Genomic DNA, 24242 nt, shown 5'->3' on the forward strand with positions numbered 1-24242 from the left:
GGTCCGACGCCATCGCGAGCAAGCTCGCTCCCACAAGGGCTTAGAGCAACTTGTGCTCCATCGCGTACTTCACCAGTTCCGCTAATGAGGTGATGTTGAGTTTCTGCATCAACCGCGCCTTGTGGGTGCTGATGGTTTTGCTGCTCAGGGCCAGTTGCTGGGCAATGTCGTTGACGTTGGCACCCTGGGCCAGGCGCTCGAAGACCGAGAACTCGCGCTCGGACAATAGCGAATGCAACGGGCGGGTGTCGGTCAGGCCGACTTCGAAGACCATGCGGTCGGCCAGGTCCGGGTCGATGTAACGCCCTCCGGCCGCGACCTTGCGAATCGCCAGGAGCAGCAGGGCCGGGTCGCTGTCCTTGGTGGCGTAGCCAGCGGCGCCGACTTTCAACGCACGGGCGGCCATTTGCGCTTCGTCGTGCATCGACAGCACCAGGATGGCCGGCGGATTGTTCAGCGCACGGATCCGCGGGATCGCCTCCAGGCCATTGACTCCCGGCATGGAAATATCCAGCAGCACCACTTCGCAGGGCACGTGCCGCAGAGTCTCGAGCAACTGTTCGCCATTGCTCGCCTCCCCCACCACCTGCAGATCCTTCGCCAGGCCGATCAACTGCTTGATGCCTTCGCGGACGATGGTGTGGTCTTCGGCTACCAGTACACGGATCACGTTCTTCTCCAGATTCAGGATCTCATCGCGAGTAAACTCGCTCCCACATTGATTGAGGCGTACACACACCCTGTGGGAGCGAGCTTGCTCGCGATGACTCAGCCCAGGTAACCGAAACCGTCAGGCCCCACTCAGCGGCACCCGCACCGACAGGGTCGTACCCTCTCCCGGCTCGCTTTCCAGGGACACCTGCCCGCCCATGATCAGCACGCGCTCACGCATGCCGACCAGGCCAAAGGAGGTTGGCCGACCTGTATTGGCAATAAAGCCTACACCGTCATCGCTGACTGTCAGACACAATTCGTCGCCTTCCTGAACCAGCGTCAGTTCCACAGTATGCGCCTGGGCGTGGCGCATCACATTGGTCAGCGCTTCTTGGAGAATCCGGAACAGGCCGATGGCCTTGGCATCGCTCAAGGGCGGCAGATTGTCCGGCACCTGCACCAGGCAAGGGATCTGCGTACGCGCCTCGAAACGCCGGGCCTGCCATTCGATGGCCGAGGCGATGCCGGCATCGAGGATCGGCGGGCGCAACGCAGTCGCCACGTCCCGTACCAGCTGGAACAACTGGGCAATCAGGCGCTTCATGCTGTTGAGCCGCTCCTGCAGACCAGGGTCCAGTTGCGCGTAGGCCAACTCACACATGGAAGTTTCAAGCTTCAACACCGTCAGCATCTGCCCCAGCTCGTCGTGGACTTCCCGGGCGATGCGCGCCTTTTCCTCTTCCCGCACGCTTTCCAAGTGCGCCGACAACTCGCGCAACTGCTCCCGAGAGCTGGCCAGTTCCAATTCGATGCGCTTGCTTTCGGTGATGTCCCAGACAATTCCGTCCCAGACGTAAGCGCCATCCTCGAGACGACGAGTGATTGCCTTGATCTCGGCCCAACGCTCCTGCCCTTCGCGGGTCAAGATGCGGCCCTGCCATGACCAGTCGCTATCGCTGTCCAGCGCCTGGTCCTGGGTGCGGTGGTAACCGGCCTTGTCGTCCGGGTGCACCAGGCTGCGTAGACCGGTGTCGCTGCGGGCCAGGGTCGCCGGGGAATAACCCACCAGGCTTTCGCTGCCTTCGCTGATGTAGGCAAAGTCGATCTGGCCGGTCACCGGCGCCCGCTCCAGACGAAAGACCAGCCCCGGGACGTTGGCGGCAATGCCTTGCAAGCGCGCCTCGCTTTCGCGCAACGCCGCCAGCGCGCGCCGGCGTTCGGTCACGTCATTGAGGTAAACCACCAAGTATTCGGCGTCGCGAAAACGCAGGAAACTCAAGGACACATCCGCCGGCAGGATACTGCCATCGGCCCGCACGCACTCGGTTTCGAAACTCTGCGGCCCTTCGTCACTGGCCCGGGCGCGCTTCCACAGGTTGAGCCAGCGATCCATATGCAGGCCGGGTTCGAAGTCGATCAAGGGCCGGTCGATGATGGCGCCCGGTGCATAGCCCAGCATGGTTTCGGCGGCATGGTTGGCGTAGCGCACATGGCTGTCCCAGTTGACCCAGAGAATGCCGACGGTGCTTTGATCGATGGAAAACTGCGTCAGGCGCAAGGCTTCTTCGCTGGCGGTACGCTGGGCAATGTCCTCCCGTGCGGCACGCAGACGCCGTTCCAGCGCCCGTTGCTGGCGACGTTGCCAGAACACGATGGCCACGCTGCTCAACAACAGCGCCAGCATCAACAGGGTAAGGTTTTGCCAGAACCCGGGGGTCTCGGTCAGGCGCGGATATTTAGGCTTGAGCCAGCGACTGTGCAGTTGCTCCAGCTCCTTGGCCGGGATCGCCTGCAAACCGGCGTCGACGATTTCGGCCAACTGCGGCCAGTCCCGACGCGTGGCGACCCGTAGCAGTTGCGGCAAACCTATGTCGCCCACCACCACCAATTCGGAAAATTCAGGCTCGACCATCAACCGCCCCAACTGGGCCTCGTCAACCACGGCATAGCGGGCCTGCTGGCTCAGCAGCAATTGCAGGGCCTGGCGCTCCATCGGCACCCCCTGCAGGTTCAGCGTCGGGTAATTGCTGCGCAGATAATCGGCCGTGGCGCTGGGCATGCGCACCGCCACACGGGTCCGGGCATCGAGTTTTTCCAGCTCCACGCCCTCGGCGCCCTTCTGCTCGCCGACGATCAATTGCGGCACCCGCATGTAAGGGTCGGAAAACTGCCAGAGCCTGAGCCCGCCCGGCGTCTGGTTCAGGCCCGGGGCGATATCCACCTCACCCTCGCGCAGTGCGGTCTCCAACTGCCCCAGGTCCTGGAAATTGCGCCAGGTCAGCTCGACATTCAACGCCTTGCCCAGCCATTGCATCAGCTCGACGTTGGTACCCGACAAACGCTGCAAGCGCCGGTCGTATTGCGCATAGGGCGCCTGCAATACGAGGCCGACCCGCAATTGCGGATGTTGCGCAAGCCACTCGCGCTGTTCCGCGTTCAATTGCACCCCATGCGCCGATGGCGCGGGCGCGGCCCACGCCATCAAGGGAAGCCATAAACAGCCGATAACCCACAGGCAGCAAAAACGCATCATCGAAGTCTCATGCACTGACAAATACTGACCAACCCATTAGGCTGCCGGAAATACTTCTGGTCATGGAATATCCGATGCCCTCTGTTTACCGCCTGGCATTGCCAGCATTGTGCCTGTCGCTGATCCTGCCGAGTGCCTTTTCTGTACAGGCCAGTGAACCAGCACCCGCTGCGACGGAGCAACCTGCCGAGGAAAAACCGGCCGAACGCCAACCCTTGCTTGAGCGTAGCCAGGAAGAAGCGGTGGCACTCGAACGACAAATCCCGGTCCAGGAACAACAACGGCTACAGACTGGCAGCGATACGTTCCTGGCGCTCTGGAAACCGGCCAACACCAGCGACCCCAAAGGCGCGGTCATCATAATCCCCGGTGCCGGCGAAACCGCTGACTGGCCTCAAGTAATCGGCCCGTTGCGCAAAAAATTACCTGACGTCGAATGGAGCAGCCTGAGTATCACCCTGCCGGACCTGCAAAGCGACGTCATCGCACCGCGCGTGGCGGAAACACCGGCCGAAACCAAACCGGCCGACACGGCTGCCGCGGCACCGGATGCCACCACCGCAGCACCGATCGAACAGGTTGCAGGGGGCGAGGCCGATGCGGCAGACCCAGCCGTTGTCGAAACGAGCGAGGAACACGCCAAGGCCGACGCCGAGCGCATCTTCGCTCGCATCGATGCGGCGCTGGCGTACGCCGAACAACAGGGCGCACGCAGCATTGTGCTGCTGGGCCACGGCACCGGTGCCTATTGGGCGGCACGTTACCTGAATGAAAAACAGCCCGCGCAAATCGAACGCTTCGTGATGGTCGCCGCCCAGACCCCGGTCACCGCCAAACCCGGCCTGGCCGAACTGACCCCGACTTTGAAACTGGCGACCGCCGACATTTTCTACACGGACAAACCGCTGGATCGCAACGCAGCACTGGAACGCTTGCAGGCGAGCAAACGCTTGAAAGGCTCAACCTTCAGCCAGGTTTCCCTCAAAGCCCTGCCGAACCCGTCGGCGGAACAGGAACAGCTGTTCCGTCGGGTTCGGGGCTGGTTGAGCCCGCAGAAACCGGGGGAGTGAGGTCACTGCAGACATAATGTGGCGAGGGGATTTATCCCCTCGCCACAGGTGGTGCGGGTGACTAGCGGAAATCGCGCCGCTCGCGAATCAAGCGATAGGCGCTATGCAACTCCCGGGTTTTATCGGTGGCCTCACGCACCTGCAATGGCGTCGCCCCGCTGCCAGCAATCTTGTCCGGGTGGTGACGACTGAGCAGGCGTCGGTAAGCGCGCTTGATCTGCGACGGTTCACTGGTGGCAGAAACCCCCAACAAACGCATCGCCTCCTGATACGTGATGCCGCTACTAGGCGGCGCCAGTTTCTGAGGTTCGTAATCGCTCGCCAACGCTTGGACTTGTTGCTGCGTCCAGCCCAGCCACTTGCCCCACCGGGTAATCAATTCACGCTCCCCTGCGCCCGCCCGACCATCGGCCCAAACCATCCGCCAGCAGGCCCGTAACACACCTTCAGCCGCATGTGGCTGGGTGCTGAGGCGACGCAGATAACCGCGCAAGCGATCATTTCCAGACTTGCCGCGGTTGAACGCAGCAATGGCCCGGCGCTGAGCCGCTTCACTCAGGTCCAAGGCGCGCATCTCCTGGCGAGCCTGCTGGATGTGGCCATCGACCACTCGTCCATCGCTTTTCGCCAGCCGCCCCAGCAATACAAATAACAATTCATCGTTGCGCAACGCTGGACGACCGCCCAGGCGCTCACGTAGCTGCGCCCAGCTCTGCAGGTCCAGGCGCCTATCCAACGCCTGCCCCAACAACGCGCCCAGCATGGCCCCCGGAATGCTGGCTATGGCAAAGCCCGCCCCGGCTCCAATCAGAGTCCCTGGCCACCACATATCAACCGCTCGCTTCTATCAAGGTTTCGACCTGCGCCAAACGTTCATGGGTTCCGACATCGACCCAGCGGCCCTTCAGCAGCTCGCCACTGACGCGCCCCTCGGCCATGGCCTTGCGCAGCAGTGGTGCAAGCTTGAACGCACCGTCCGAGCAGCCGTCGAACAACAGTGGGTGCAGGACGGCGATGCCGCTGTAGGTCAGTTTGTCGGCAGCGGGCTCACCATCGTGAGCCTTTCCGTCGGCCAGGATGAAATCGCCACCCGGGTGGTGTTCTGGATTGTCCACCAACACCAGGTGCGCCAGCCCTTCGAGCGGCCGGCGCAAAGCACTGAAATCGTAGTCGGTCCAGATATCGCCATTGACCACCACAAACGCTTCATCGCCCAGCAGCGGCAAGGCTCGGAAAATTCCACCGCCAGTTTCCAGCGGCTCACCTTCGGGCGAGAAATGAATGCTCACGCCAAAGCGCGAACCGTCCCCCAGGTAGTCTTCGATCTGCTGACCGAGCCAGGCATGATTGATCACAATGTCGGTGAACCCGGCCTTGGCCAAGGCCCGCAGGTGATATTCGATCAAAGGAACGCCGCCAACGCGAATCAACGGCTTGGGTGTGGTGAGGGTCAGGGGCCGCATGCGCTCCCCCTTGCCCGCCGCCAGGATCATCGCCTTCATGCCGTCGCCCCGGTCGCTTGACGCAGGCTGCAAAGCAGCTCATCGAGCTGCGCCAGTTCAGGACGGCGAGCGATGACCGCGTCTATATAAGCAAAGAAGCGCGGCACATCGCCCAGATACCGCGGTTTGCCGTCGCGATGGCAAATGCGCGCGAAAATCCCGATGACCTTGAGATGACGCTGCACACCCATCAAATCGCTGGCCCGCAGGAAGTCCTCGACATCCGGCTGGACTGGAATGCCAAGCGCGCCGGCCTGCTGCCAGTAATCCACCAACCAGCCACGCACACGCTCCTCGGGCCAACTGAGGAAAGCGTCCTTGAACAGACAAGTCACGTCGTAGGTGACGGGGCCATAGACCGCATCCTGGAAATCCAGCACGCCGGGGTTCGGCTCGCTGAGCATCAGGTTGCGCGGCATGTAGTCGCGGTGCACCAGCACTTTGGGCTGGGCCAGGGCGCTGTCGATCAGCAGATCGGAAACCTGCTGCCAGAGCTGCTGCTGGGCCGAATCGAACTCGACACCCAACTCACGCTTGACGTACCACTCGGGGAACAACTCCAGCTCCCGACGTAGCAAGGCGACGTCGTAGCTGGGCAACGGCGCCACCATCGGCAGTTGCTGGAAAGCCAGCAAAGCTTGCAGCGCATCGCGGAATAGATCGTCGGCATTGTCGGCGTTGATCACATCCAGATAGGTCTGGTTGCCCAGGTCATTGAGCAAAAGAAATCCGCGATCGAGGTCCTCGGCATAAATTTTTGGCACATTGATACCGGATTTCGCCAGCAAAAACGCGATATCCACGAAAGGTTTGCAGTTTTCCTGGGGCGGTGGCGCATCCATCACGATGAAACTGCGGTCCTCGCCTTTCCAACGGAAATAACGACGAAAACTCGCGTCGCTGCTGGCCGCGGTCAACGTGGCCGGGGGGACGGCGCCCCAACCCTGTTGAGTAAAGAGGATCGGCAGCTGTTCATCGAGCCAAACTTTCAGGTGTTGCAGGCGTACATCTTGGTCGGGCATTGCAAGGGTCTCCGACGGCGCTAGCCGTCAAGCGGGTCATGCTTTATTATCCAGCATCTTTTTCAGACCATCGAGAGGCGTGCGGCCCACACCGCGGGCAGATGGCACGCAGGAAGCCCGGACTAATAAGATGGCATTGAAATCCCCCGCGTTTCGTAAAAAATTTCCGTTGCTGGTCACCGGCAGTCTGCTGGCCCTGCAACCCCTGGCCTCTTCATTCGTCGTCGCGGCGCAGCAGTATGACTGCTCCGTCTCCGCTTCGGGTGCCTGGGACTGCTCACCCAAGACACCGGCCGCCGCATTGCCGCCGCGCCCGGTGCATGAAGGCAGCGCGGTTGCCGACAGCGGCGACGCTGCGACCGACAACAGCTCGGGCGAACAGGCCGGCGACAAGCCGATGCTGGTCACCGAAGCCAAGGGCCGCGGCCTGAAGTCGCGCAGTGCAGACTACAGTCACCTGGACTGGGTTCCGCGCGAGAACCTCACGCCTGCACAATTGGCTGAGACCGGCCCTTACTGCTCGGGTGCCTACATCGAACCGACTCGTCCTGGCATGAACGACAAGACGGCCAAGAGTGACGCGCCGACGTTCCTTGGTGCCAAGGCTTCGCGCTATCAGCAGGAAGAACAGGTGGCGACCCTGGCCGGCGACGTAGTCATGCGCCAGGGCAGCATGCAGGTCGAGGCCGACGAGGCCAGCCTGTACCAGGCCGAGAACCGCGGTGAGCTGAGCGGCAACGTACGGGTTCGCGACAACGGTGCACTGATCGTCGGCGACCATGCCGATGTACAACTGGACACCGGCGAAGCCAAGGTCGACAACGCCGAATACGTGATGCACAAGTCGCGCATCCGCGGTAACGCGCTATACGCCAAGCGCGCCGAGAACGCGATCATCCGCCTCAAGGACGGCACGTACACCACGTGCGAACCGAACAGCAACGCCTGGACGCTCAAGGGCAACAACATCACCCTGAACCCGGCCACCGGCTTCGGTACCGCGACCAACGTGACGCTGCGGGTCAAGGACATTCCAGTCCTGTACACGCCTTATATTTATTTCCCGATCGATGACCGTCGCCAGTCCGGCTTCCTGCCGCCGACCATCGGCAGCGGCACCGATACCGGCTTCCTGCTGGTCACTCCGTACTACTTCAACCTGGCGCCCAACTACGACGCCACGTTGTACCCGCGCTACATGAGCAAGCGCGGCATGTTGATGGAAGGCGAGTTCCGCTACCTGACCAAGTCCAGCGAAGGTCAGTTCGGCGCCGCTTACCTCAACGACGAAGAAGACGAACGCGCCAAGCAGACCGACTACAGCAAGACCCGCTACATGTACAACTGGCAGCACAAGGGCGGGCTCGATTCCCGCGTGCTGACGGAAGTCGACTACACCAAGATCAGCGACCCTTACTACTTCCAGGATTTGCAGACCGACCAGATCGGTGTCGAGTCCAAGGACTATGTAAACCAGCAAGGGGCCGTCAGCTATCGGGGTGATACGTATACGGCACGCTTGAACGCACAGGCCTATCAGATGGCCACGATTTCGAACATTACGCCATATAACCGTTTGCCACAGCTGACCGTCAACGGTGCACTGCCGCAACATCCTTATGGCCTGGACTTCGCCTACCAAACAGAACTGGTGCGGTTTGATCGTGACCTGAGGACTGGCGACTATAGCAACGAGGATGGGGTCACAAGTCCATTTCTGGACACCAGGGTTTGGGGTCTTGCTCGTTCTAACGGCAATCGCTTGAACCTGGCGCCCGTCGTGAGCCTGCCGATGAACGCATCCTATGGGTACATCAAGCCGTCGCTCAAGTATCAATACACCCAGTACGACCTCGATCTAGATAACAGAGGCAAAACCAACATTGCCGGACAAAGCGCTGAACAGGATCGCCTCCTGGGCACCTATAGCAGCAGCCAGAGCCGTGGCATTCCAATCGCCAGCATCGACAGCGGCCTGTACTTTGACCGGAATACCCAATGGTTTGGGACCAACTATCGCCAGACCCTGGAACCACGCCTGTTCTACCTTTATGTACCCGAAAAGGATCAGAGCGACATCCCGATTTTCGATACCAGTGAATCGACTTTCAGCTATTCCTCGCTATTCCGGGACAACCGCTTCTACGGCTCCGACCGTGTCGGCGACGAGAACAAGTTGTCCCTGGGTGTGACCAGCCGTTGGATCGAAGAAAACGGTTTCGAACGTCAACGCGTCAGTGTTGGCCAAGCCTTGTACTTCAAGGACCGAGAAGTCCAATTGCCAGGCATCGACGCCCGGACCCGCGAAGACGCCAAGTCGGATGTATCGCCCTATGCGCTGGAGTACGAATACCGCTGGAACCGTGACTGGCGTACAACAGCCACCTATAACTGGGACCCGGACACCCGCAGCCCGCGCTCAGGCAGTGCGATGTTCCACTATCAGCCAGCAGACAACCCAAACAAGGTCATCAATGCGGGTTACCGCTACCGCAACGACCAGATCCGCTACGACCAGACTACAGGTCAATGGTCCGTGGGCGGCGGCGACTACGGCACCCCGGGCACTCCTGGCTACGTGAAGGACTACTACAAGATCAAGCAGCACGACTTCTCGGTCATATGGCCGATCGTGCCGCAGTGGAACGCAATCAGCCGCTGGCAGTATGACTACAACCGCAACCGTACCCTGGAAGCCTTCGGTGGTTTCGAATACGACAACTGCTGCTGGAAACTGCGCCTGATCAACCGTTACTGGGTCGACTATGAAGAGTTCAGTCAAGCCGCCCCGGAAAACGAAAAAGGCGACCACGGCGTCTTCCTCCAAATTGTTCTGAAGGGACTCGGCGGCCTCACCGGCGCCAAGGTAGAGAGCTTCCTCGACAAAGGCATCCAAGGTTATCGTGAACGTGAAGATCAAGCTTTCTGATTGTCTGCGCCCGCTGATGCTGGGCGCGCTGTTCCTGGGTACCGCGGCCAACGCCGCGGTGCAGTCCATCGATAAAGTGGTGGCCATCGTCGACAACGATGTGGTCATGCAAAGCCAGCTGGATCAGCGCGTCCATGAGGTGCAGCAAACCATCGCCAAGCGCGGCGGCGGCATGCCGCCGCCGGGCGTGCTGGACCAACAAGTGCTCGAACGCCTGATCGTCGAAAACCTGCAATTGCAGATCGGCGAACGCTCCGGCATTCGCATCACCGATGAAGAGCTGAACCAGGCCGTCGGCACCATTGCCCAGCGCAACAACATGACCATCGACCAGTTCCGCGCCGCCCTGGCTCGCGACGGCCTCTCTTACGAGGACGCCCGCGATCAGATCCGCCGCGAGATGGTCATCAGCCGTGTGCGCCAGCGCCGTGTCGCCGAACGCATCCAGGTGTCCGAGCAGGAAGTGAAGAATTTCCTCGCTTCCGACCTGGGAAAAATGCAGCTTTCCGAAGAACTGCACCTGGCGAACATTCTGATCCCTACCCCGGAAAGCGCCAACTCCGAAGCGATCCAGAGTGCTTATCGCCAGGCGATGGATGTCTACCAGCAGCTCAAGCAAGGTGCTGATTTCAGCCAGATGGCCATTGCCAAATCGGGCAGCGACAACGCCCTGGAAGGCGGTGACATGGGCTGGCGTAAACCCGCTCAACTGCCGCCCCCGTTCGACCGCGAACTGAGCACCATGGCGGTGGGTGACATCACCCAACCAGCCCGTACGCCCGGTGGCTTCATCATCCTCAAAGTGCTGGAAAAACGCGGTGGCGGAACCCAGGTGCGCGACGAAGTGCATGTTCGCCACATTCTGATCAAGCCAAGTGAAATCCGCAGCGAAGCCGAAACCAAGCGCCTGGCGGAAAAACTCTACGACCGCATCGAGGCAGGCGAAGACTTCGCCGAACTGGCCAAGAGCTTCTCGGAAGACCCGGGTTCGGCGCTCAACGGTGGCGACCTGAACTGGGTCGATCCGAATGCACTGGTCCCCGAGTTCCGCCAAGTCATGGCCAATACGCCACAAGGCCAGTTGTCCAAGCCGTTCAAGAGCCCTTATGGCTGGCACGTGCTGGAAGTCCTTGGCCGCCGCGCCACCGACAGCACGACCCAGGCTCGCGAACAACAGGCGATGACCGTACTGCGTAATCGCAAATACGACGAAGAGCTGCAAACCTGGCTGCGTCAGATTCGCGACGAGGCCTACGTTGAAATCAAACTCCCTGGTGCAGACCAGGCAGCGCAGTGAAACCCAAGCGTTTCGCGCTGACACCCGGCGAGCCCGCCGGCATTGGTCCCGACCTGTGCCTGCTACTCGCCTCGCGGCCCCAGCCATACCCTCTGATTGCCATCACCAGCCGCGACCTGCTCCTTGAGCGGGCCGCGCAGCTGGGGGTGGTCGTCAATCTGCTGCCAGTATCGCCGCACGCCTGGCCGGACGTCCCGGCGCCGGCCAACAGCCTGTATGTCTGGGATACGCCGCTGGGCGCGCCGGTGGTTACCGGCCAACTGAACAAGGCCAACGCGGCGTTTGTCCTCGAGACCCTGACCCGCGCCGGCCAAGGCTGCCTCGACGGAGCTTTTGAGGGCATGATCACCGCGCCGGTGCACAAGGGTGTGATCAACGAATCCGGCATAGCCTTCTCCGGGCATACTGAGTTTCTGGCGGACCTGACTCACACCGCACAAGTGGTGATGATGCTCGCCACGCATGGCCTGCGCGTGGCCCTGGTGACCACTCACCTGCCCCTGCGGGACATCGCGGACGCCATCACCCCGGAACGCCTGGAGCGGGTCACGCGGATCCTGCATGCCGACCTGCAGGAAAAATTCGGCATCGCCCAGCCCCGTATTCTCGTCTGCGGGCTCAACCCCCATGCCGGTGAAGGCGGACACCTGGGCCGCGAAGAAATCGACATCATAGAACCCACATTGGAACGCTTGCGCAGCGAGGGCATGGACCTGCGTGGCCCGCTGCCTGCCGACACTCTGTTTACCCCCAAATATCTGGAGCACTGCGACGCGGTGCTGGCGATGTACCACGACCAGGGCCTGCCCGTACTGAAGTACAAAGGCTTCGGCGCAGCCGTCAACGTGACGCTGGGCCTGCCGATCATCCGCACGTCGGTGGACCACGGCACAGCCCTGGACCTGGCTGGCAGCGGCAGGATCGATACCGGTAGCCTGCAAGTCGCACTGGAAACCGCCTACCAGATGGCCGAGACCCATTTATGACCGAGCAATACCAACACCGCGCGCGCAAGCGCTTCGGCCAGAACTTCCTGCATGACGCTGGCGTGATCGATCGCATCCTGCGCTCCATCAATGCCAAGCCCGACGATCGCCTGCTGGAAATCGGCCCGGGCCAGGGTGCCCTGACCGAAGGCCTGCTCGACAGCGGCGCGCAACTGGACGTAGTGGAGCTGGACAAGGACCTGGTCCCGATCCTCAACCAGCAGTTCGCTGGCAAGAGCAATTTCAACCTGCACCAGGGTGACGCGCTGAAGTTCGACTTCAATAGCTTGAACGCAGCACCGCGCAGCCTGCGCGTGGTTGGCAACCTGCCCTACAACATTTCCACACCCCTGATCTTTCACCTGCTAAGCAACGCAGGCCTGATCCGCGACATGCACTTCATGCTGCAAAAAGAAGTGGTCGAGCGTCTCGCTGCCGGTCCTGGCGGTGGTGACTGGGGCCGTCTGTCGATCATGGTCCAGTACCACTGCCGGGTCGAACACCTGTTCAACGTCGGCCCGGGGGCGTTCAACCCGCCGCCGAAAGTCGACTCGGCCATCGTCCGCCTGGTGCCCCATGCGGTCCTGCCGCACCCGGCCAAGGATCATCGGTTGCTGGAGCGGGTGGTACGTGAAGCGTTCAACCAACGCCGCAAAACCCTGCGTAACACCTTGAAACTGCTGCTCAGCAGCGCTGAAATCGAAGCCGCCGGCGTGGACGGTAGCCTGCGTCCCGAACAGTTGGACCTGGCAGCTTTCGTGCGCCTGGCCGACAAGCTCAGCGAACAGGTTGCGCCGCAAGCCGACGCCAGCTGACGGACGATGATCGCTATCGGGCGGGACGACACTCTGGTCTACTACCCGATACTTGGCCTAGACTGACTTCATCAGCTACGCCCGCGTCCCGCTTCGCTTCTAAGGCCTTTTTGCATGTCCGATCCTCGTTACCAGGTCGACGTTAGCGTCACCACCCGTTTTCTGGCAGAACAGTCGCAACCCGAGCAAAACCGCTTCGCCTTTGCCTACAACATTACCGTACGCAATAACGGCTCTTTGCCAGCCAGGCTGCTGTCGCGGCACTGGGTCATCACCGACGGCGATGGGCATGTCGAAGAAGTGCGCGGTGCAGGCGTGGTGGGTCAGCAACCGTTGATCGAGGCCGGCAAAAGCCACAGCTATAGCAGTGGCACGGTGATGACGACCAAGGTCGGTACCATGCAGGGCACTTACCAGATGCTGGCCGAGGACGGCAAACGCTTCGACGCCATCATCAAACCCTTCCGCCTGGCGGTGCCCGGAGCCTTGCACTGATGGCCACGTATGCAGTGGGTGACGTGCAAGGCTGCCTCGAACCACTCAAGTGCCTGCTGGAGCGAGTCGCCTTCGACCCGCAGCGAGACACGCTATGGTTGGTCGGTGACCTGGTCAACCGTGGCCCGCAATCGCTTGAGACCTTGCGCTTCCTCTACGGCATCCGCCAGTCGCTGGTCTGCGTGCTCGGCAACCACGACCTGCACCTGCTGGCCGCCTGGCAGAACATCGAGCGCCTGAAAAAATCCGATACCTTGAGCGAAATCCTCAACGCCCCCGACTGCGTCGACCTGCTGGAATGGTTGCGCCAGCAAAAGCTCATGCACTATGACGAGCAACGCAACCTGGCACTGGTTCATGCCGGAATCCCCCCCCAGTGGTCGCTACGCAAGGCGCTCAAATGCGCCAACGAGGTCGAACAGGCATTGCGCGACGACAATTTGTTCGCACCCTACCTGGACGGTATGTACGGCAACGATCCGGTCAAATGGGACAATGAGCTCACCGGCGTGGCCCGTCTTCGCGTCATCACCAACTATTTCACCCGCATGCGTTTCTGCACCCGCGATGGCAAGCTTGATCTCAAGAGCAAGGAAGGCATCGAGACGGCCCCGCCCGGCTACGCCCCTTGGTTCAAGCACAAGGAGCGCAAGACCCGTAACCTTAAAATCATTTTCGGTCATTGGGCGGCGCTGCAAGGTCAATCCGACGAGCCCGGGGTCATCGCCCTTGATACCGGCTGCGTATGGGGTAGCGCGATGACACTGATGAACGTCGACACCGGCGAGCAACTGCGTTGTGATTGCGACGAACAGGGCCATGCCAAACCCAACCACAAGCCGACCACTGCATCAGTGTCGGCCGGCACCGCCGTTTGACCGGCGCTACGCTTCAAGCTACAGGAGCCCTTCATGACTGAATTCAAACGCATCCCCCCGGACCAGGCCCAGGCCCTGCGCGAGCAAGGCGCAGTGGTCGTCGATGTTCGCGACCCAGCCACATTTGCCGCCCTGCACATCAGCGGCTCCAGACACTTGGATAACCACTCCATCGCCGACTTCATTCGCTCCGCCGACCTCGACGCCCCTACCGTCGTGGTCTGCTATCACGGCAACTCCAGCCAAAGCGCAGCCGCCTACCTGGTCAGCCAGGGCTTCACCGATGTCTACAGCCTGGACGGTGGTTTCGAACAATGGCGTACGACTTACCCTTCGGAAATTGCGCAAAGCGTTCACGAATAATTTTTTATGTCGTCCCAAGCCCGCGGGAACCGTGGGCTTGAGCGCTGGCAGACGAACGGTCTGCCACAACTAATTACGCATTCCCCCTTTACCTCTCCGATTCCGAACTATCCTTAGCCTCAGGCCATCCAAAACAGGGGAGAGCCGGTACACCGGCGCACGGGTCATCGGGAGTAAGCTTTCAGGAGCCTGCATTCCTGAAAGCATTCTGGGGGGTAAACGGCAGCTGGGTTCCACCAGCGGCTGACCAGCATCGACTGATTGATCCGCCACCGGCTCCACGTATCGAGCGAGGTGACGTCATGAGCATTTTTAGCCACTTCCAACAACGTTTCGAGTCCACGCGGCAGGAGGAATACTCGCTGCAGGAATACCTCGAACTCTGCAAGCAGGACCGCAGCGCCTACGCATCAGCCGCGGAGCGTCTGTTGCTGGCAATCGGAGAACCGGAACTGCTGGATACCTCGACCAACTCGAGGCTTTCGCGGATTTTTTCCAACAAGGTGATTCGCCGCTATCCGGCCTTCGAAGACTTCCACGGGATGGAAGAATGCATCGACCAGATCGTGTCCTATTTCCGCCACGCCGCCCAAGGCTTGGAAGAGAAGAAGCAAATCCTCTATCTGCTCGGCCCCGTAGGTGGCGGTAAATCGTCCCTGGCCGAAAAGCTCAAGCAATTGATCGAAAAAGTGCCCTTCTATGCAATCAAGGGCTCGCCGGTGTTCGAATCGCCCCTGGGGTTGTTCAACGCCACCGAGGACGGCGCGATCCTCGAGGAAGACTTCGGCATCCCACGCCGCTACCTCAGTACCATCATGTCGCCATGGGCCACCAAGCGCCTGGCCGAGTTCGGTGGCGATATCAGTCAGTTCCGAGTGGTCAAGCTCTACCCGTCGATCCTCAACCAGATCGCAGTAGCCAAGACCGAACCGGGGGACGAAAACAACCAGGACATTTCGGCCCTGGTGGGCAAGGTGGATATCCGCAAACTGGAGGAATTTCCGCAGAACGACGCCGACGCCTACAGCTATTCAGGCGCACTGTGCCGGGCCAACCAAGGCCTGATGGAATTCGTCGAGATGTTCAAGGCCCCCATCAAGGTACTGCACCCCTTGCTGACCGCAACCCAGGAAGGTAACTACAACAGCACCGAGGGCCTGGGGGCCATTCCGTTCACCGGTATCCTGCTGGCTCACTCCAACGAGTCGGAATGGCATACCTTCCGCAACAACAAGAACAACGAAGCCTTCATCGACCGGATCTACATCGTCAAGGTACCGTACTGCCTGCGCGTCACCGACGAGGTGAAGATCTACGACAAACTGCTGTTCAACAGCTCGCTGTCCAAGGCCCACTGCGCGCCCGACACGCTGAAGATGCTCGCCCAGTTCACCGTACTATCGCGCCTCAAGGAGCCGGAAAACTCCAATATCTATTCGAAGATGCGGGTATACGACGGCGAAAACCTCAAGGACACCGATCCGAAGGCCAAATCGATCCAGGAATACCGCGACAACGCGGGGGTCGATGAAGGCATGAACGGCCTGTCTACACGTTTCGCGTTCAAGATCCTCTCCAAGGTTTTCAACTTCGACCCCCACGAGATCGCCGCCAACCCGGTTCACCTGCTGTACGTGCTGGAGCAACAGATCGAGCAGGAACAGTTCCAGGCGGAAACTCGCGAGCGTTATCTACGATTCCTCAAGGAATACCTGGCCCCGCGCTACATCGAATTCATCGGCAAGGAAATCCAGACTGCGTACCTGGAGTCCTACAGCGAATATGGCCAGAACATCTTCGACCGCTACGTGCTGTACGCCGACTTCTGGATCCAGGACCAGGAATATCGCGACCCGGAAACCGGCGAAATCCTCAACCGCGTGGCGTTGAACGAGGAACTGGAAAAAATCGAGAAACCGGCCGGCATCAGCAATCCGAAGGATTTCCGTAACGAAATCGTCAACTTCGTATTGCGCGCCCGGGCTAACAACAACGGCAAGAACCCAACCTGGCTCAGCTATGAAAAGCTGCGGGTGGTGATCGAGAAGAAAATGTTCTCCAACACCGAAGACCTGCTGCCCGTCATCAGCTTCAACGCCAAGGCCAGCAAGGAGGACCAGCAAAAACACAACGACTTCGTCACACGCATGGTCGAACGTGGCTACACCGACAAACAGGTACGGCTGCTCTCCGAGTGGTATCTGCGGGTCCGCAAATCGCAATAAGCAGCGGCAGGTTTCTAGCGACAGGCTGCGAGGGACAGCCGTTGAGCCCGAGGCTCGACAGCGTTTCCCTTGCGGCTTGGAGCTGACGACTTGAAGCTTCCCCGGAGGGGCCTATGAGCTATGTGATCGACCGACGCCTTAATGGCAAGAACAAGAGCACGGTAAACCGCCAGCGGTTTCTGCGGCGCTACCGTGATCACATCAAGAAGGCCGTCGAAGAGGCGGTCAGCCGGCGTTCCATTACCGATATGGAACATGGCGAACAGATCAGCATTCCTGGCCGCGACATCGACGAGCCGGTGCTTCACCATGGCCGCGGTGGCAAGCAGACCGTGGTGCATCCCGGCAACAAGGAATTCACCAGTGGCGAGCACATTCCCCGTCCACAAGGAGGCGGTGGCGGCAGGGGACCCGGTAAGGCCGGCAACTCCGGCGAAGGTATGGACGAGTTCGTGTTCCAGATCACCCAGGAGGAATTCCTTGAGTTCATGTTCGAGGACCTGGAACTGCCCAACCTGGTCAAGCGCAACCTGACCGGCACCGACACCTTCAAGACCGTGCGAGCCGGCATCAGCAACGAAGGCAATCCTTCGCGCATCAATATCATCCGCACACTTCGTTCGGCCCACGCGCGACGCATTGCGCTGTCAGGAAGCAGCCGGGCCAAACTGCGGGAGGTCAAGGAGGAACTGGCTCGCCTGAAACGCGAAGAACCCGATAATTTCGGCGATATTCAAGATCTCGAAGCGGAAATCGAGAAACTCAGCGCGCGCATTCATCGCGTACCATTCCTCGATACATTTGACCTCAAGTACAACCTGCTGGTGAAACAGCCTAACCCCAGCTCCAAGGCAGTGATGTTCTGCCTGATGGACGTATCAGGCTCCATGACCCAGGCGACCAAGGACATCGCCAAGCGCTTCTTCATCCTGCTGTACCTGTTCCTGAAGCGGAACTACGACAAGATCGACGTCGTATTCATTCGCCATCACACCAGCGCGAGAGAAGTGGACGAAGAAGAATTCTTCTATTCCAGGGAAACCGGCGGCACTATCGTTTCCAGCGCCTTGAAACTGATGCAGGAAATCATGGCTGAGCGCTACCCCGCCAACGAGTGGAATATCTACGCGGCCCAGGCGTCCGACGGTGACAACTGGAACGACGATTCGCCGATCTGCCGTGACATCCTGATCAACCAGATCATGCCGTTCGTCCAGTACTACACCTATGTGGAAATTACTCCACGCGAACATCAGGCCTTGTGGTACGAATATGAGCGTATTGCCGAAGCTTTTTCCGACACATTTGCCCAACAACAACTGGTCTCGGCCGGGGATATCTATCCGGTCTTCCGTGAACTCTTCCAGCGCAGGTTAGTGACATGACCGCCAAAAAAGAGCAGAAACGTCAGCCTATTTCCACCGGCTCCGAATGGACATTCGAGCTGATCCAGGCCTACGACCGCGAAATCAGCCGTATCGCGGACCGTTATGCCCTGGACACGTATCCGAACCAGATCGAGGTCATCACCGCCGAGCAAATGATGGACGCTTATGCGTCGGTCGGTATGCCGCTGGGTTATCACCACTGGTCCTACGGCAAGCACTTCCTCAGCACCGAAAAATCCTACAGCCGTGGCCAGATGGGGCTGGCTTACGAGATCGTGATCAACTCCGACCCGTGCATCGCTTACCTGATGGAAGAAAACACCATCTGTATGCAGGCTTTGGTGGTGGCGCATGCGTGCTACGGCCACAACAGTTTCTTCAAGGGCAACTACCTGTTCCGCACCTGGACCGATGCCAGCTCGATCATCGACTACCTGGTGTTTGCCAAGCAGTACATCATGCAATGCGAAGAGCGCCACGGCATCGACGCAGTGGAGGATCTGCTGGACTCTTGCCACGCCCTGATGAACTACGGCGTGGACCGTTACAAGCGGCCATATCCGATTTCTGCCGAAGAAGAGCGCCGTCGCCAAAAGGACCGTGAAGAACACCTGCAAAAGCAGATCAACGACCTGTGGCGCACCATTCCCAAGGGTGCCGACAAATACAGTGAAAAAGACAACGCGCGCTTCCCTGCCGAACCGCAGGAAAACATTCTTTATTTCATTGAAAAACACGCGCCGCTGCTGGAGCCCTGGCAACGGGAAATCGTGCGCATCGTGCGCAAGATTGCCCAGTATTTCTATCCACAACGCCAGACCCAGGTCATGAACGAGGGCTGGGCCACGTTCTGGCATTACACGCTGATGAACGACCTGTACGACGAAGGCCTGGTGACCGACGGCTTCATGATGGAGTTCCTGACATCCCACACCAGCGTAGTGTTCCAGCCCGGTTTCGACAGCCCGTACTACAGCGGTATCAATCCTTATGCACTGGGCTTTGCCATGTACCGTGACATTCGGCGCATGTGCGAAAACCCCACCGAGGAGGATCGGCGCTGGTTCCCGGACATCGCGGGCTCGGACTGGCTGTCCGCCATCAAGTTCGCCATGAGCAGCTTCAAGGATGAAAGCTTCATCCTGCAGTACCTCTCACCCAAGGTGATCCGCGACCTGAAGCTGTTCAGCATTCTCGATGATGACCAGAAAGATGACCTGCTGGTGCCTGCCATCCATGACGAAGGCGGTTATCGCATCATCCGCGAGACCCTGGCGGCCCAATACAACCTGGGCAATCGCGAGCCCAACGTGCAGATCTACAGCATCGACCGCCGGGGAGATCGCTCGCTGACCCTGCGCCACCAGGCTCATGACCGAAAACCGCTGGGCGACTCCACCGATGAGGTACTCAAGCACCTGCATCGTCTCTGGGGTTTCGACATCCATCTGGAGACCTTGCAGGGCGACCAGGTGATGAAAACCCACCATGTGCCGCCCCGCACCGAACAAGCCGAAGGAGACTATGGCCGCCTGGACCTGGCCGTCATTCACCTTTGATCCCGTTTTCACCTCCGAACGTCCGGCGCAAAGGTTATCCTGTCGGACCAACGGAGGTTTTTTATGCAGATTTATAAAGTCGGCGGCGCCGTTCGCGATCGCCTGCTGGGCATCCCCGTCACCGACATCGATCGGGTCGTGGTGGGTGCCACCGCCGAGCAGATGCTGGCCAAGGGGTTCCGCCCCGTGGGGGCCGATTTCCCGGTGTTCCTCGACCCGAAGACCGGCGAGGAGTACGCCTTGGCCCGTACCGAACGCAAAAGCGGTCGAGGCTATGGCGGCTTTGTGTTCCATGCCAGCCCTGAAGTGACCCTCGAAGAAGACCTGATCCGCAGAGACCTTACGATCAACGCCATGGCTGAGGACGACAACGGCCATCTCACTGATCCATACCACGGCCAGCGCGATCTCGAAGCCAGAATTTTGCGCCACGTTTCCCCCGCATTTGCCGAAGATCCCCTCCGAGTACTGCGAGTTGCTCGCTTCGCCGCACGTTATGCTCCGCTGGGCTTCAAAGTGGCCGATGAAACACTTGAGCTGATGCGTCAGCTCAGCGATTCCGGCGAGCTGGAGGCATTGACCGCCGAACGCAGCTGGAAAGAAATTTCCCGCGCCCTCATGGAAAATCAACCACAGGTGTTTATCCAGGTGCTGCGCGACTGTACGGCACTCAAGGTTCTGATACCCGAGGTCGATGCGCTGTTCGGCGTGCCACAACCTGAAGCCCATCACCCGGAAATCGACACTGGCTTGCATACCCTGAGCGTGCTGGAACAGGCAGCGCTACACCGGCAGCCTCTGACCGTCCGCTGGGCTTGCCTGCTCCATGATTTGGGGAAAGGCCTGACACCCGAGCACGAATGGCCGCGACACATCGCTCACGAGCACAAGGGATTGAAACTGATCAAAGCGGTCAATGAGCGCTTCAAGGTGCCGCGCGACTGCCAGGAGTTGGCGCTATTGGTTGGCCAGTACCACACCCATGGTCATCGTGCACTTGAGCTCAAGGCTTCTACCCTGCTTGAGCTGTTGCAGAGTTTTGACGTGTATCGCCGGCCTCAGCGCTTCGAGGAATTCATCGCGGCGTGCGAGATGGATGCGCGGGGACGCAAAGGGCTCGAAGAGAGAAGTTATCCACAGGCTGACTATTTGCGAGGTGCAGCAGCGGCGGCCCGCGGAGTGGCAGTGCAGCCCTTGCTGGAGAAGGGCTTCAAGGGGCCGGAGTTGGGCGAGGCGATCAAGCGCGAGCGCCTCAGGGCGTTGAAAGCGTACAAGGACGCAGCGAACTGACGGATGGCATGGGGCGGCTTGCATCTTCGCGGGATGCGCCACCGCCATCGCGAGCAAGCTCGCTCCTACAGTGGGCTTCAGTCGAACACAACACATGTGTCCGCTGGCTAATCAATGTGGGGGCGAGCTTGCTCGCGATGACCGCAGGCGCCTCACAGCAGATTCGACGGCGTAAGCTGCTGGCCTCGCCACTCAAAAGCCACCGGCGCCAACACCTGATCAATCTGCGACTCGCCCCACAAAGTGGCGAAGCTTTTGCCCACACCTGGATGAATCCGATCCGGCGCGATCAACGACAACGGCCACAGAACAAAGGCGTTCTTGAGGATTTCGGCGCGAGGCAGAATCAACCCGTCGAAGTTGCCAACCTGTTCGCCATACAGCAGCACGTCGATATCCAGCGGCAGCCCCTTGCGATCCGGCGCATAACGACCGTTGTCCGCCTCGATGAACTTGAGGCGACGGTCCAACTCCATCAGCGGCAGATCCGTGAAGGCCGACACGACGAAATTGAAGAATGGCCCGCTCTTGATCCCCACCGGCTGACTCTCGAAGACCGCCGAACAGCGTATGTCCACCAGGAAATCGGCCAAGGCTTCAAGGCCCGCACGCAAATGGATTTCGCGCTCGATATTGCTGCCGAGCCCGAGAAAAACCTGAGTCAGCGACATCCGCGCTCGATCTCCACGCCAACACCGCTGGCCGCCGGCACCGCACCGGGCTTGGTCACCTTCAGACGCAGCCAAGTAATCTTGAACTCGTCCATCAGTTCCTGGGCCAGTCGTTCGGCGAACGTTTCGACCAACTGGAACTGCGCTTGCTCGGCAAATGACTGGATGCGCGCCGATACGCTGGCGTAGTCGAGCGCCAAAGTCAGGTCATCGCCTGCGGCGGCCGGGCGGTTGTCCCAAGCGAAACTCAGGTCAAGCCGCAGACACTGTCGGATGCCTCGTTCCCAGTCGTAGGCACCGATTACCGTGTCGACTTCCAGGCCCTCGATAAACACTCTGTCCAAGCACTCTTCTCCGCAGCACGACAAGGGCGCAATGCGCCGTTAGAATCAGGGCGTCCTCGCCCGGAATAGTTAGCATGTTTTGGTTACTGGCGATTCTCGCCTACCTGCTCGGCTCGCTGTCCTTTGCCATTTTGCTTAGCCGCCTGACCGGTCGCCCGGATCCGCGAACGAGTGGCTCAGGCAATGCCGGCGCCACCAACATGCTGCGCCTGGCCGGACGCAAACTCGCCGTCCTGACCCTGCTTGGCGACCTCTGCAAAGGTCTTTTCCCGGTATTGATCGCCAGCCTTGCAGGGCTCTCGTTGCAGCAACAGGCCTGGATCGGCGTCTGCGCCGTTATCGGCCACCTGTTTCCGCTGTACTTTCGCTTTCGTGGCGGCAAGGGTGTCGCCACTGCTGCCGGCATGCTGCTGGGCCTGTATCCGCCCGCTGCCCTACTGGCGGTCTGTGCCTGGCTGCTGACGTTCTACCTGACCCGCACCAGCTCACTGGCCGCGCTGATCGCCACACCGCTGACCCTGCCACTACTGGCCTGGCAGGAGCCGGCGGCCTTGTTGCCGATGACAGCCTTGGTCGCACTGATCGTCTGGCGTCACCGAGGCAATCTACGCGACCTGTTCGCCGGGCGCGAACGGCATTTTTAAAAGCCGCTTCACAGCGGCGACAACTGCTCCATCGGCCAACGCGCCTGCACGCTGATGGCCAGGCTTTCATGCTGGCCAGCCTGCAAACGCTGACAGCCGGCAAAAGCAATCATCGCGCCGTTATCGGTACAGAACTCCGGCCGGGCGTAGTAAACGTCGCCCTTCATGTCGCCGAGCATTTTCTCCAGTGATACGCGCAACGCCTTGTTCGCACTCACCCCACCTGCGATTACCAGACGCTTGAGACCGGCCTGCTTCAGGGCACGCTTGCACTTGATGGTCAAAGTCTCCACCACGGCCTGCTGGAACGCCAGCGAGATGTCGCAACGGGCTTGCTCACTGTCGTCCCCGGCGCTGACGCACTGCTGCCAAGTATTCAGGGCGAAGGTTTTCAGGCCGCTGAAACTGAAATCAAGACCCGGGCGATCGCACATCGGACGCGGAAACACGAAACGTCCTTCAACGCCTTGAGCTGCAAGTCGGGCGATTTCCGGTCCGCCGGGATAATTGAGCCCCATCATTTTCGCGGTTTTGTCGAAAGCTTCGCCAGCGGCGTCGTCAAGTGTTTCGCCCAGCAACTGGTATTGGCCGATGCCATCGACCCGAACCAGCTGCGTATGGCCGCCAGACACCAACAAAGCGACGAACGGAAATTGCGGTGGTTGCGGCTCCAGCATGGGCGCCAGCAAGTGGCCTTCCATGTGGTGCACACCAAGGGCCGGGATACCCCAGGCAAAGGCCAGCGCCTGGGCGCAGGAAGCGCCTACCAGCAACGCGCCCACCAGGCCCGGCCCAGCGGTGTAGGCAATGGCATCGATCTCGGTCGGTACACAGCCTGCTTCGGCCAGGACCTGGCGGATCAAGGGCAGCATGCGCTTGACGTGATCGCGCGACGCAAGCTCAGGCACCACCCCACCATAAGCGCGGTGCAGGTCGATCTGGCTGAACAGCGCATCGGCCAGCAGGCCGCGTTCACTGTCGTAAAGTGCAACGCCGGTTTCGTCGCAGGAGGTTTCTAATCCCAGTACTAGCATGGGTTTGCGCCTTGTAGAGGCTGAATTCGAAGGCGCGCATAATAGTCGCCGCGTTGTGCCCCGACCAGCGGTTTTCGATCAGAGGCTTTGCATTCCGAGCGATGAGGGGTTAACATCCGCAACCCTTAAAAACCGACGTCTTCAAGTGCTCTTTTGCCGCGAGGATGTTGACCCCGGTAATGAATGAAGGTAGCTCTGGATGCCAGCCGTCAAAGTAAAAGAGAACGAACCCTTCGACGTAGCTCTGCGTCGTTTCAAGCGCTCCTGCGAAAAAGCCGGTGTTCTGGCTGAAGTTCGTAGCCGCGAATTCTACGAGAAGCCGACTTCGGAGCGTAAGCGCAAAGCAGCAGCCGCTGTTAAGCGTCACGCCAAGAAAGTTCAGCGCGAACAGCGCCGCGCCGTACGTCTGTACTAATACACAGACGTCCGTAGCAAGCTTCTGCCAAGCCCGGCCCTCAAGCCGGGCTTATGGCATTTGCGGAATCACGCTTGATGCTTCACCGTCAAAGCCGCAGACGCGACCAAGACAACCTGCTTCACCAC

The 24242-nt window shown here is 60.1% G+C and carries 22 protein-coding genes; 14 read left to right on the forward strand and 8 right to left on the reverse strand.

Features of this window, described 5'->3' with window-relative positions; translation table 11 throughout:
* Positions 1 to 40: 40 nt before the first annotated feature.
* Entirely contained in the window at positions 41 to 670 is a 630-nt protein-coding gene (locus J9870_RS26560; protein ID WP_210641460.1) for a response regulator transcription factor, read from the reverse strand.
* A gap of 120 nt (positions 671 to 790) precedes the next feature.
* The gene (locus J9870_RS26565) at positions 791 to 3187 is read right to left on the reverse strand and encodes a sensor histidine kinase (RefSeq protein ID WP_210641462.1); all 2397 of its coding nucleotides are present in this window, start codon (positions 3185 to 3187) and stop codon (positions 791 to 793) included.
* A gap of 74 nt (positions 3188 to 3261) precedes the next feature.
* Here J9870_RS26565 and J9870_RS26570 point away from each other — a divergent pair, with 74 nt between their 5' ends.
* Positions 3262 to 4257 carry an alpha/beta hydrolase family protein gene (locus tag J9870_RS26570; protein WP_210641464.1) on the forward strand — a complete coding sequence of 332 codons (996 nt, stop codon included), beginning with the start codon at positions 3262 to 3264 and terminating at the stop codon, positions 4255 to 4257.
* Between the two features lie 61 nt (positions 4258 to 4318).
* Here the strand turns inward: J9870_RS26570 and J9870_RS26575 are convergent, their stop codons facing one another.
* From J9870_RS26575 to J9870_RS26585, 3 genes are read right to left on the reverse strand one after another with little or no spacing between them, the layout of a single operon-like run.
* Positions 4319 to 5086: a TerB family tellurite resistance protein gene (locus J9870_RS26575; RefSeq protein ID WP_210641466.1), complete on the reverse strand. Its 768-nt coding sequence runs from the start codon at positions 5084 to 5086 to the stop codon at positions 4319 to 4321.
* A gap of 1 nt (position 5087) precedes the next feature.
* Complete coding sequence (gene murU / locus J9870_RS26580; protein WP_210641468.1) at positions 5088 to 5759, reverse strand: N-acetylmuramate alpha-1-phosphate uridylyltransferase MurU; 672 nt, start codon at positions 5757 to 5759, stop codon at positions 5088 to 5090.
* Positions 5756 to 6781, reverse strand: coding sequence for a phosphotransferase (locus J9870_RS26585; RefSeq protein WP_210641470.1), 1026 nt, complete (start codon positions 6779 to 6781; stop codon positions 5756 to 5758). The genes murU and J9870_RS26585 overlap by 4 nt, the downstream gene beginning before the upstream one ends.
* Positions 6782 to 6911: 130 nt before the next feature.
* Here J9870_RS26585 and J9870_RS26590 point away from each other — a divergent pair, with 130 nt between their 5' ends.
* From J9870_RS26590 to J9870_RS26640, 11 genes are all read left to right on the forward strand, one after another.
* On the forward strand, positions 6912 to 9710 hold the full coding sequence (locus J9870_RS26590) for an LPS-assembly protein LptD (RefSeq protein WP_210641472.1): 2799 nt from the start codon (positions 6912 to 6914) through the stop codon (positions 9708 to 9710).
* On the forward strand, positions 9691 to 11007 hold the full coding sequence (gene surA / locus J9870_RS26595) for a peptidylprolyl isomerase SurA (protein WP_210641473.1): 1317 nt from the start codon (positions 9691 to 9693) through the stop codon (positions 11005 to 11007). Before J9870_RS26590 ends, surA begins: the two co-directional genes overlap by 20 nt.
* Positions 11004 to 11993, forward strand: coding sequence for a 4-hydroxythreonine-4-phosphate dehydrogenase PdxA (gene pdxA, locus J9870_RS26600; protein WP_210641475.1), 990 nt, complete (start codon positions 11004 to 11006; stop codon positions 11991 to 11993). The genes surA and pdxA overlap by 4 nt, the downstream gene beginning before the upstream one ends.
* Positions 11990 to 12808: a 16S rRNA (adenine(1518)-N(6)/adenine(1519)-N(6))-dimethyltransferase RsmA gene (gene rsmA, locus J9870_RS26605; protein ID WP_210641477.1), complete on the forward strand. Its 819-nt coding sequence runs from the start codon at positions 11990 to 11992 to the stop codon at positions 12806 to 12808. Before pdxA ends, rsmA begins: the two co-directional genes overlap by 4 nt.
* 114 nt (positions 12809 to 12922) lie before the next feature.
* Positions 12923 to 13303: a Co2+/Mg2+ efflux protein ApaG gene (apaG, locus tag J9870_RS26610; protein ID WP_210641479.1), complete on the forward strand. Its 381-nt coding sequence runs from the start codon at positions 12923 to 12925 to the stop codon at positions 13301 to 13303.
* On the forward strand, positions 13303 to 14181 hold the full coding sequence (locus tag J9870_RS26615) for a symmetrical bis(5'-nucleosyl)-tetraphosphatase (protein WP_210641481.1): 879 nt from the start codon (positions 13303 to 13305) through the stop codon (positions 14179 to 14181). The genes apaG and J9870_RS26615 overlap by 1 nt, the downstream gene beginning before the upstream one ends.
* A gap of 33 nt (positions 14182 to 14214) precedes the next feature.
* Positions 14215 to 14544: a thiosulfate sulfurtransferase GlpE gene (gene glpE / locus J9870_RS26620; RefSeq protein ID WP_210641482.1), complete on the forward strand. Its 330-nt coding sequence runs from the start codon at positions 14215 to 14217 to the stop codon at positions 14542 to 14544.
* 302 nt (positions 14545 to 14846) lie between these two features.
* On the forward strand, positions 14847 to 16769 hold the full coding sequence (locus J9870_RS26625) for a PrkA family serine protein kinase (RefSeq protein ID WP_210641484.1): 1923 nt from the start codon (positions 14847 to 14849) through the stop codon (positions 16767 to 16769).
* 113 nt (positions 16770 to 16882) lie between these two features.
* Positions 16883 to 18154: a YeaH/YhbH family protein gene (locus J9870_RS26630; RefSeq protein ID WP_210641486.1), complete on the forward strand. Its 1272-nt coding sequence runs from the start codon at positions 16883 to 16885 to the stop codon at positions 18152 to 18154.
* On the forward strand, positions 18151 to 19716 hold the full coding sequence (locus tag J9870_RS26635) for a SpoVR family protein (RefSeq protein WP_210641488.1): 1566 nt from the start codon (positions 18151 to 18153) through the stop codon (positions 19714 to 19716). Before J9870_RS26630 ends, J9870_RS26635 begins: the two co-directional genes overlap by 4 nt.
* A gap of 63 nt (positions 19717 to 19779) precedes the next feature.
* Entirely contained in the window at positions 19780 to 21006 is a 1227-nt protein-coding gene (locus tag J9870_RS26640; RefSeq protein WP_210641490.1) for a multifunctional CCA addition/repair protein, read from the forward strand.
* A gap of 152 nt (positions 21007 to 21158) precedes the next feature.
* Here J9870_RS26640 and folK read toward each other — a convergent pair whose 3' ends face one another.
* Positions 21159 to 21677: a 2-amino-4-hydroxy-6-hydroxymethyldihydropteridine diphosphokinase gene (gene folK / locus J9870_RS26645; RefSeq protein ID WP_210641493.1), complete on the reverse strand. Its 519-nt coding sequence runs from the start codon at positions 21675 to 21677 to the stop codon at positions 21159 to 21161.
* Positions 21668 to 22021 (reverse strand): dihydroneopterin aldolase, encoded by a 354-nt coding sequence (gene folB, locus J9870_RS26650; RefSeq protein ID WP_210641495.1) that lies wholly within the window; start codon positions 22019 to 22021, stop codon positions 21668 to 21670. Before folB ends, folK begins: the two co-directional genes overlap by 10 nt.
* A gap of 74 nt (positions 22022 to 22095) precedes the next feature.
* Between folB and plsY the strand changes: the two genes are divergently transcribed.
* On the forward strand, positions 22096 to 22665 hold the full coding sequence (plsY, locus tag J9870_RS26655; RefSeq protein WP_210641496.1) for a glycerol-3-phosphate 1-O-acyltransferase PlsY: 570 nt from the start codon (positions 22096 to 22098) through the stop codon (positions 22663 to 22665).
* 8 nt (positions 22666 to 22673) lie between these two features.
* Here the strand turns inward: plsY and tsaD are convergent, their stop codons facing one another.
* The gene (gene tsaD, locus J9870_RS26660; RefSeq protein WP_210641498.1) at positions 22674 to 23699 is read right to left on the reverse strand and encodes a tRNA (adenosine(37)-N6)-threonylcarbamoyltransferase complex transferase subunit TsaD; all 1026 of its coding nucleotides are present in this window, start codon (positions 23697 to 23699) and stop codon (positions 22674 to 22676) included.
* Positions 23700 to 23898: 199 nt separating this feature from the next.
* Between tsaD and rpsU the strand changes: the two genes are divergently transcribed.
* Positions 23899 to 24114, forward strand: a complete 216-nt coding sequence (gene rpsU, locus J9870_RS26665; protein WP_002551877.1) for a 30S ribosomal protein S21 — start codon at positions 23899 to 23901, stop codon at positions 24112 to 24114.
* The last annotated feature ends 128 nt before the right edge of the window (positions 24115 to 24242 follow it).

Source organism: Pseudomonas sp. Tri1, assembly GCF_017968885.1.
Lineage (GTDB): Bacteria > Pseudomonadota > Gammaproteobacteria > Pseudomonadales > Pseudomonadaceae > Aquipseudomonas.

Coding starts and splice junctions, on each gene's coding strand:
- J9870_RS26630 (WP_210641486.1), top strand. CDS start 16,883: ATGAGCTATGTGATCGACCGACGCCTTAATGGCAAGAACAAGAGCACG.
- J9870_RS26625 (WP_210641484.1), top strand. CDS start 14,847: ATGAGCATTTTTAGCCACTTCCAACAACGTTTCGAGTCCACGCGGCAG.
- plsY (WP_210641496.1), top strand. CDS start 22,096: ATGTTTTGGTTACTGGCGATTCTCGCCTACCTGCTCGGCTCGCTGTCC.
- J9870_RS26585 (WP_210641470.1), bottom strand. CDS start 6,781: ATGCCCGACCAAGATGTACGCCTGCAACACCTGAAAGTTTGGCTCGAT.
- glpE (WP_210641482.1), top strand. CDS start 14,215: ATGACTGAATTCAAACGCATCCCCCCGGACCAGGCCCAGGCCCTGCGC.
- folK (WP_210641493.1), bottom strand. CDS start 21,677: ATGTCGCTGACTCAGGTTTTTCTCGGGCTCGGCAGCAATATCGAGCGC.
- murU (WP_210641468.1), bottom strand. CDS start 5,759: ATGAAGGCGATGATCCTGGCGGCGGGCAAGGGGGAGCGCATGCGGCCC.
- J9870_RS26565 (WP_210641462.1), bottom strand. CDS start 3,187: ATGATGCGTTTTTGCTGCCTGTGGGTTATCGGCTGTTTATGGCTTCCC.
- tsaD (WP_210641498.1), bottom strand. CDS start 23,699: ATGCTAGTACTGGGATTAGAAACCTCCTGCGACGAAACCGGCGTTGCA.
- J9870_RS26615 (WP_210641481.1), top strand. CDS start 13,303: ATGGCCACGTATGCAGTGGGTGACGTGCAAGGCTGCCTCGAACCACTC.
- J9870_RS26575 (WP_210641466.1), bottom strand. CDS start 5,086: ATGTGGTGGCCAGGGACTCTGATTGGAGCCGGGGCGGGCTTTGCCATA.
- J9870_RS26635 (WP_210641488.1), top strand. CDS start 18,151: ATGACCGCCAAAAAAGAGCAGAAACGTCAGCCTATTTCCACCGGCTCC.
- J9870_RS26570 (WP_210641464.1), top strand. CDS start 3,262: ATGCCCTCTGTTTACCGCCTGGCATTGCCAGCATTGTGCCTGTCGCTG.
- J9870_RS26590 (WP_210641472.1), top strand. CDS start 6,912: ATGGCATTGAAATCCCCCGCGTTTCGTAAAAAATTTCCGTTGCTGGTC.
- rpsU (WP_002551877.1), top strand. CDS start 23,899: ATGCCAGCCGTCAAAGTAAAAGAGAACGAACCCTTCGACGTAGCTCTG.
- J9870_RS26640 (WP_210641490.1), top strand. CDS start 19,780: ATGCAGATTTATAAAGTCGGCGGCGCCGTTCGCGATCGCCTGCTGGGC.
- apaG (WP_210641479.1), top strand. CDS start 12,923: ATGTCCGATCCTCGTTACCAGGTCGACGTTAGCGTCACCACCCGTTTT.
- rsmA (WP_210641477.1), top strand. CDS start 11,990: ATGACCGAGCAATACCAACACCGCGCGCGCAAGCGCTTCGGCCAGAAC.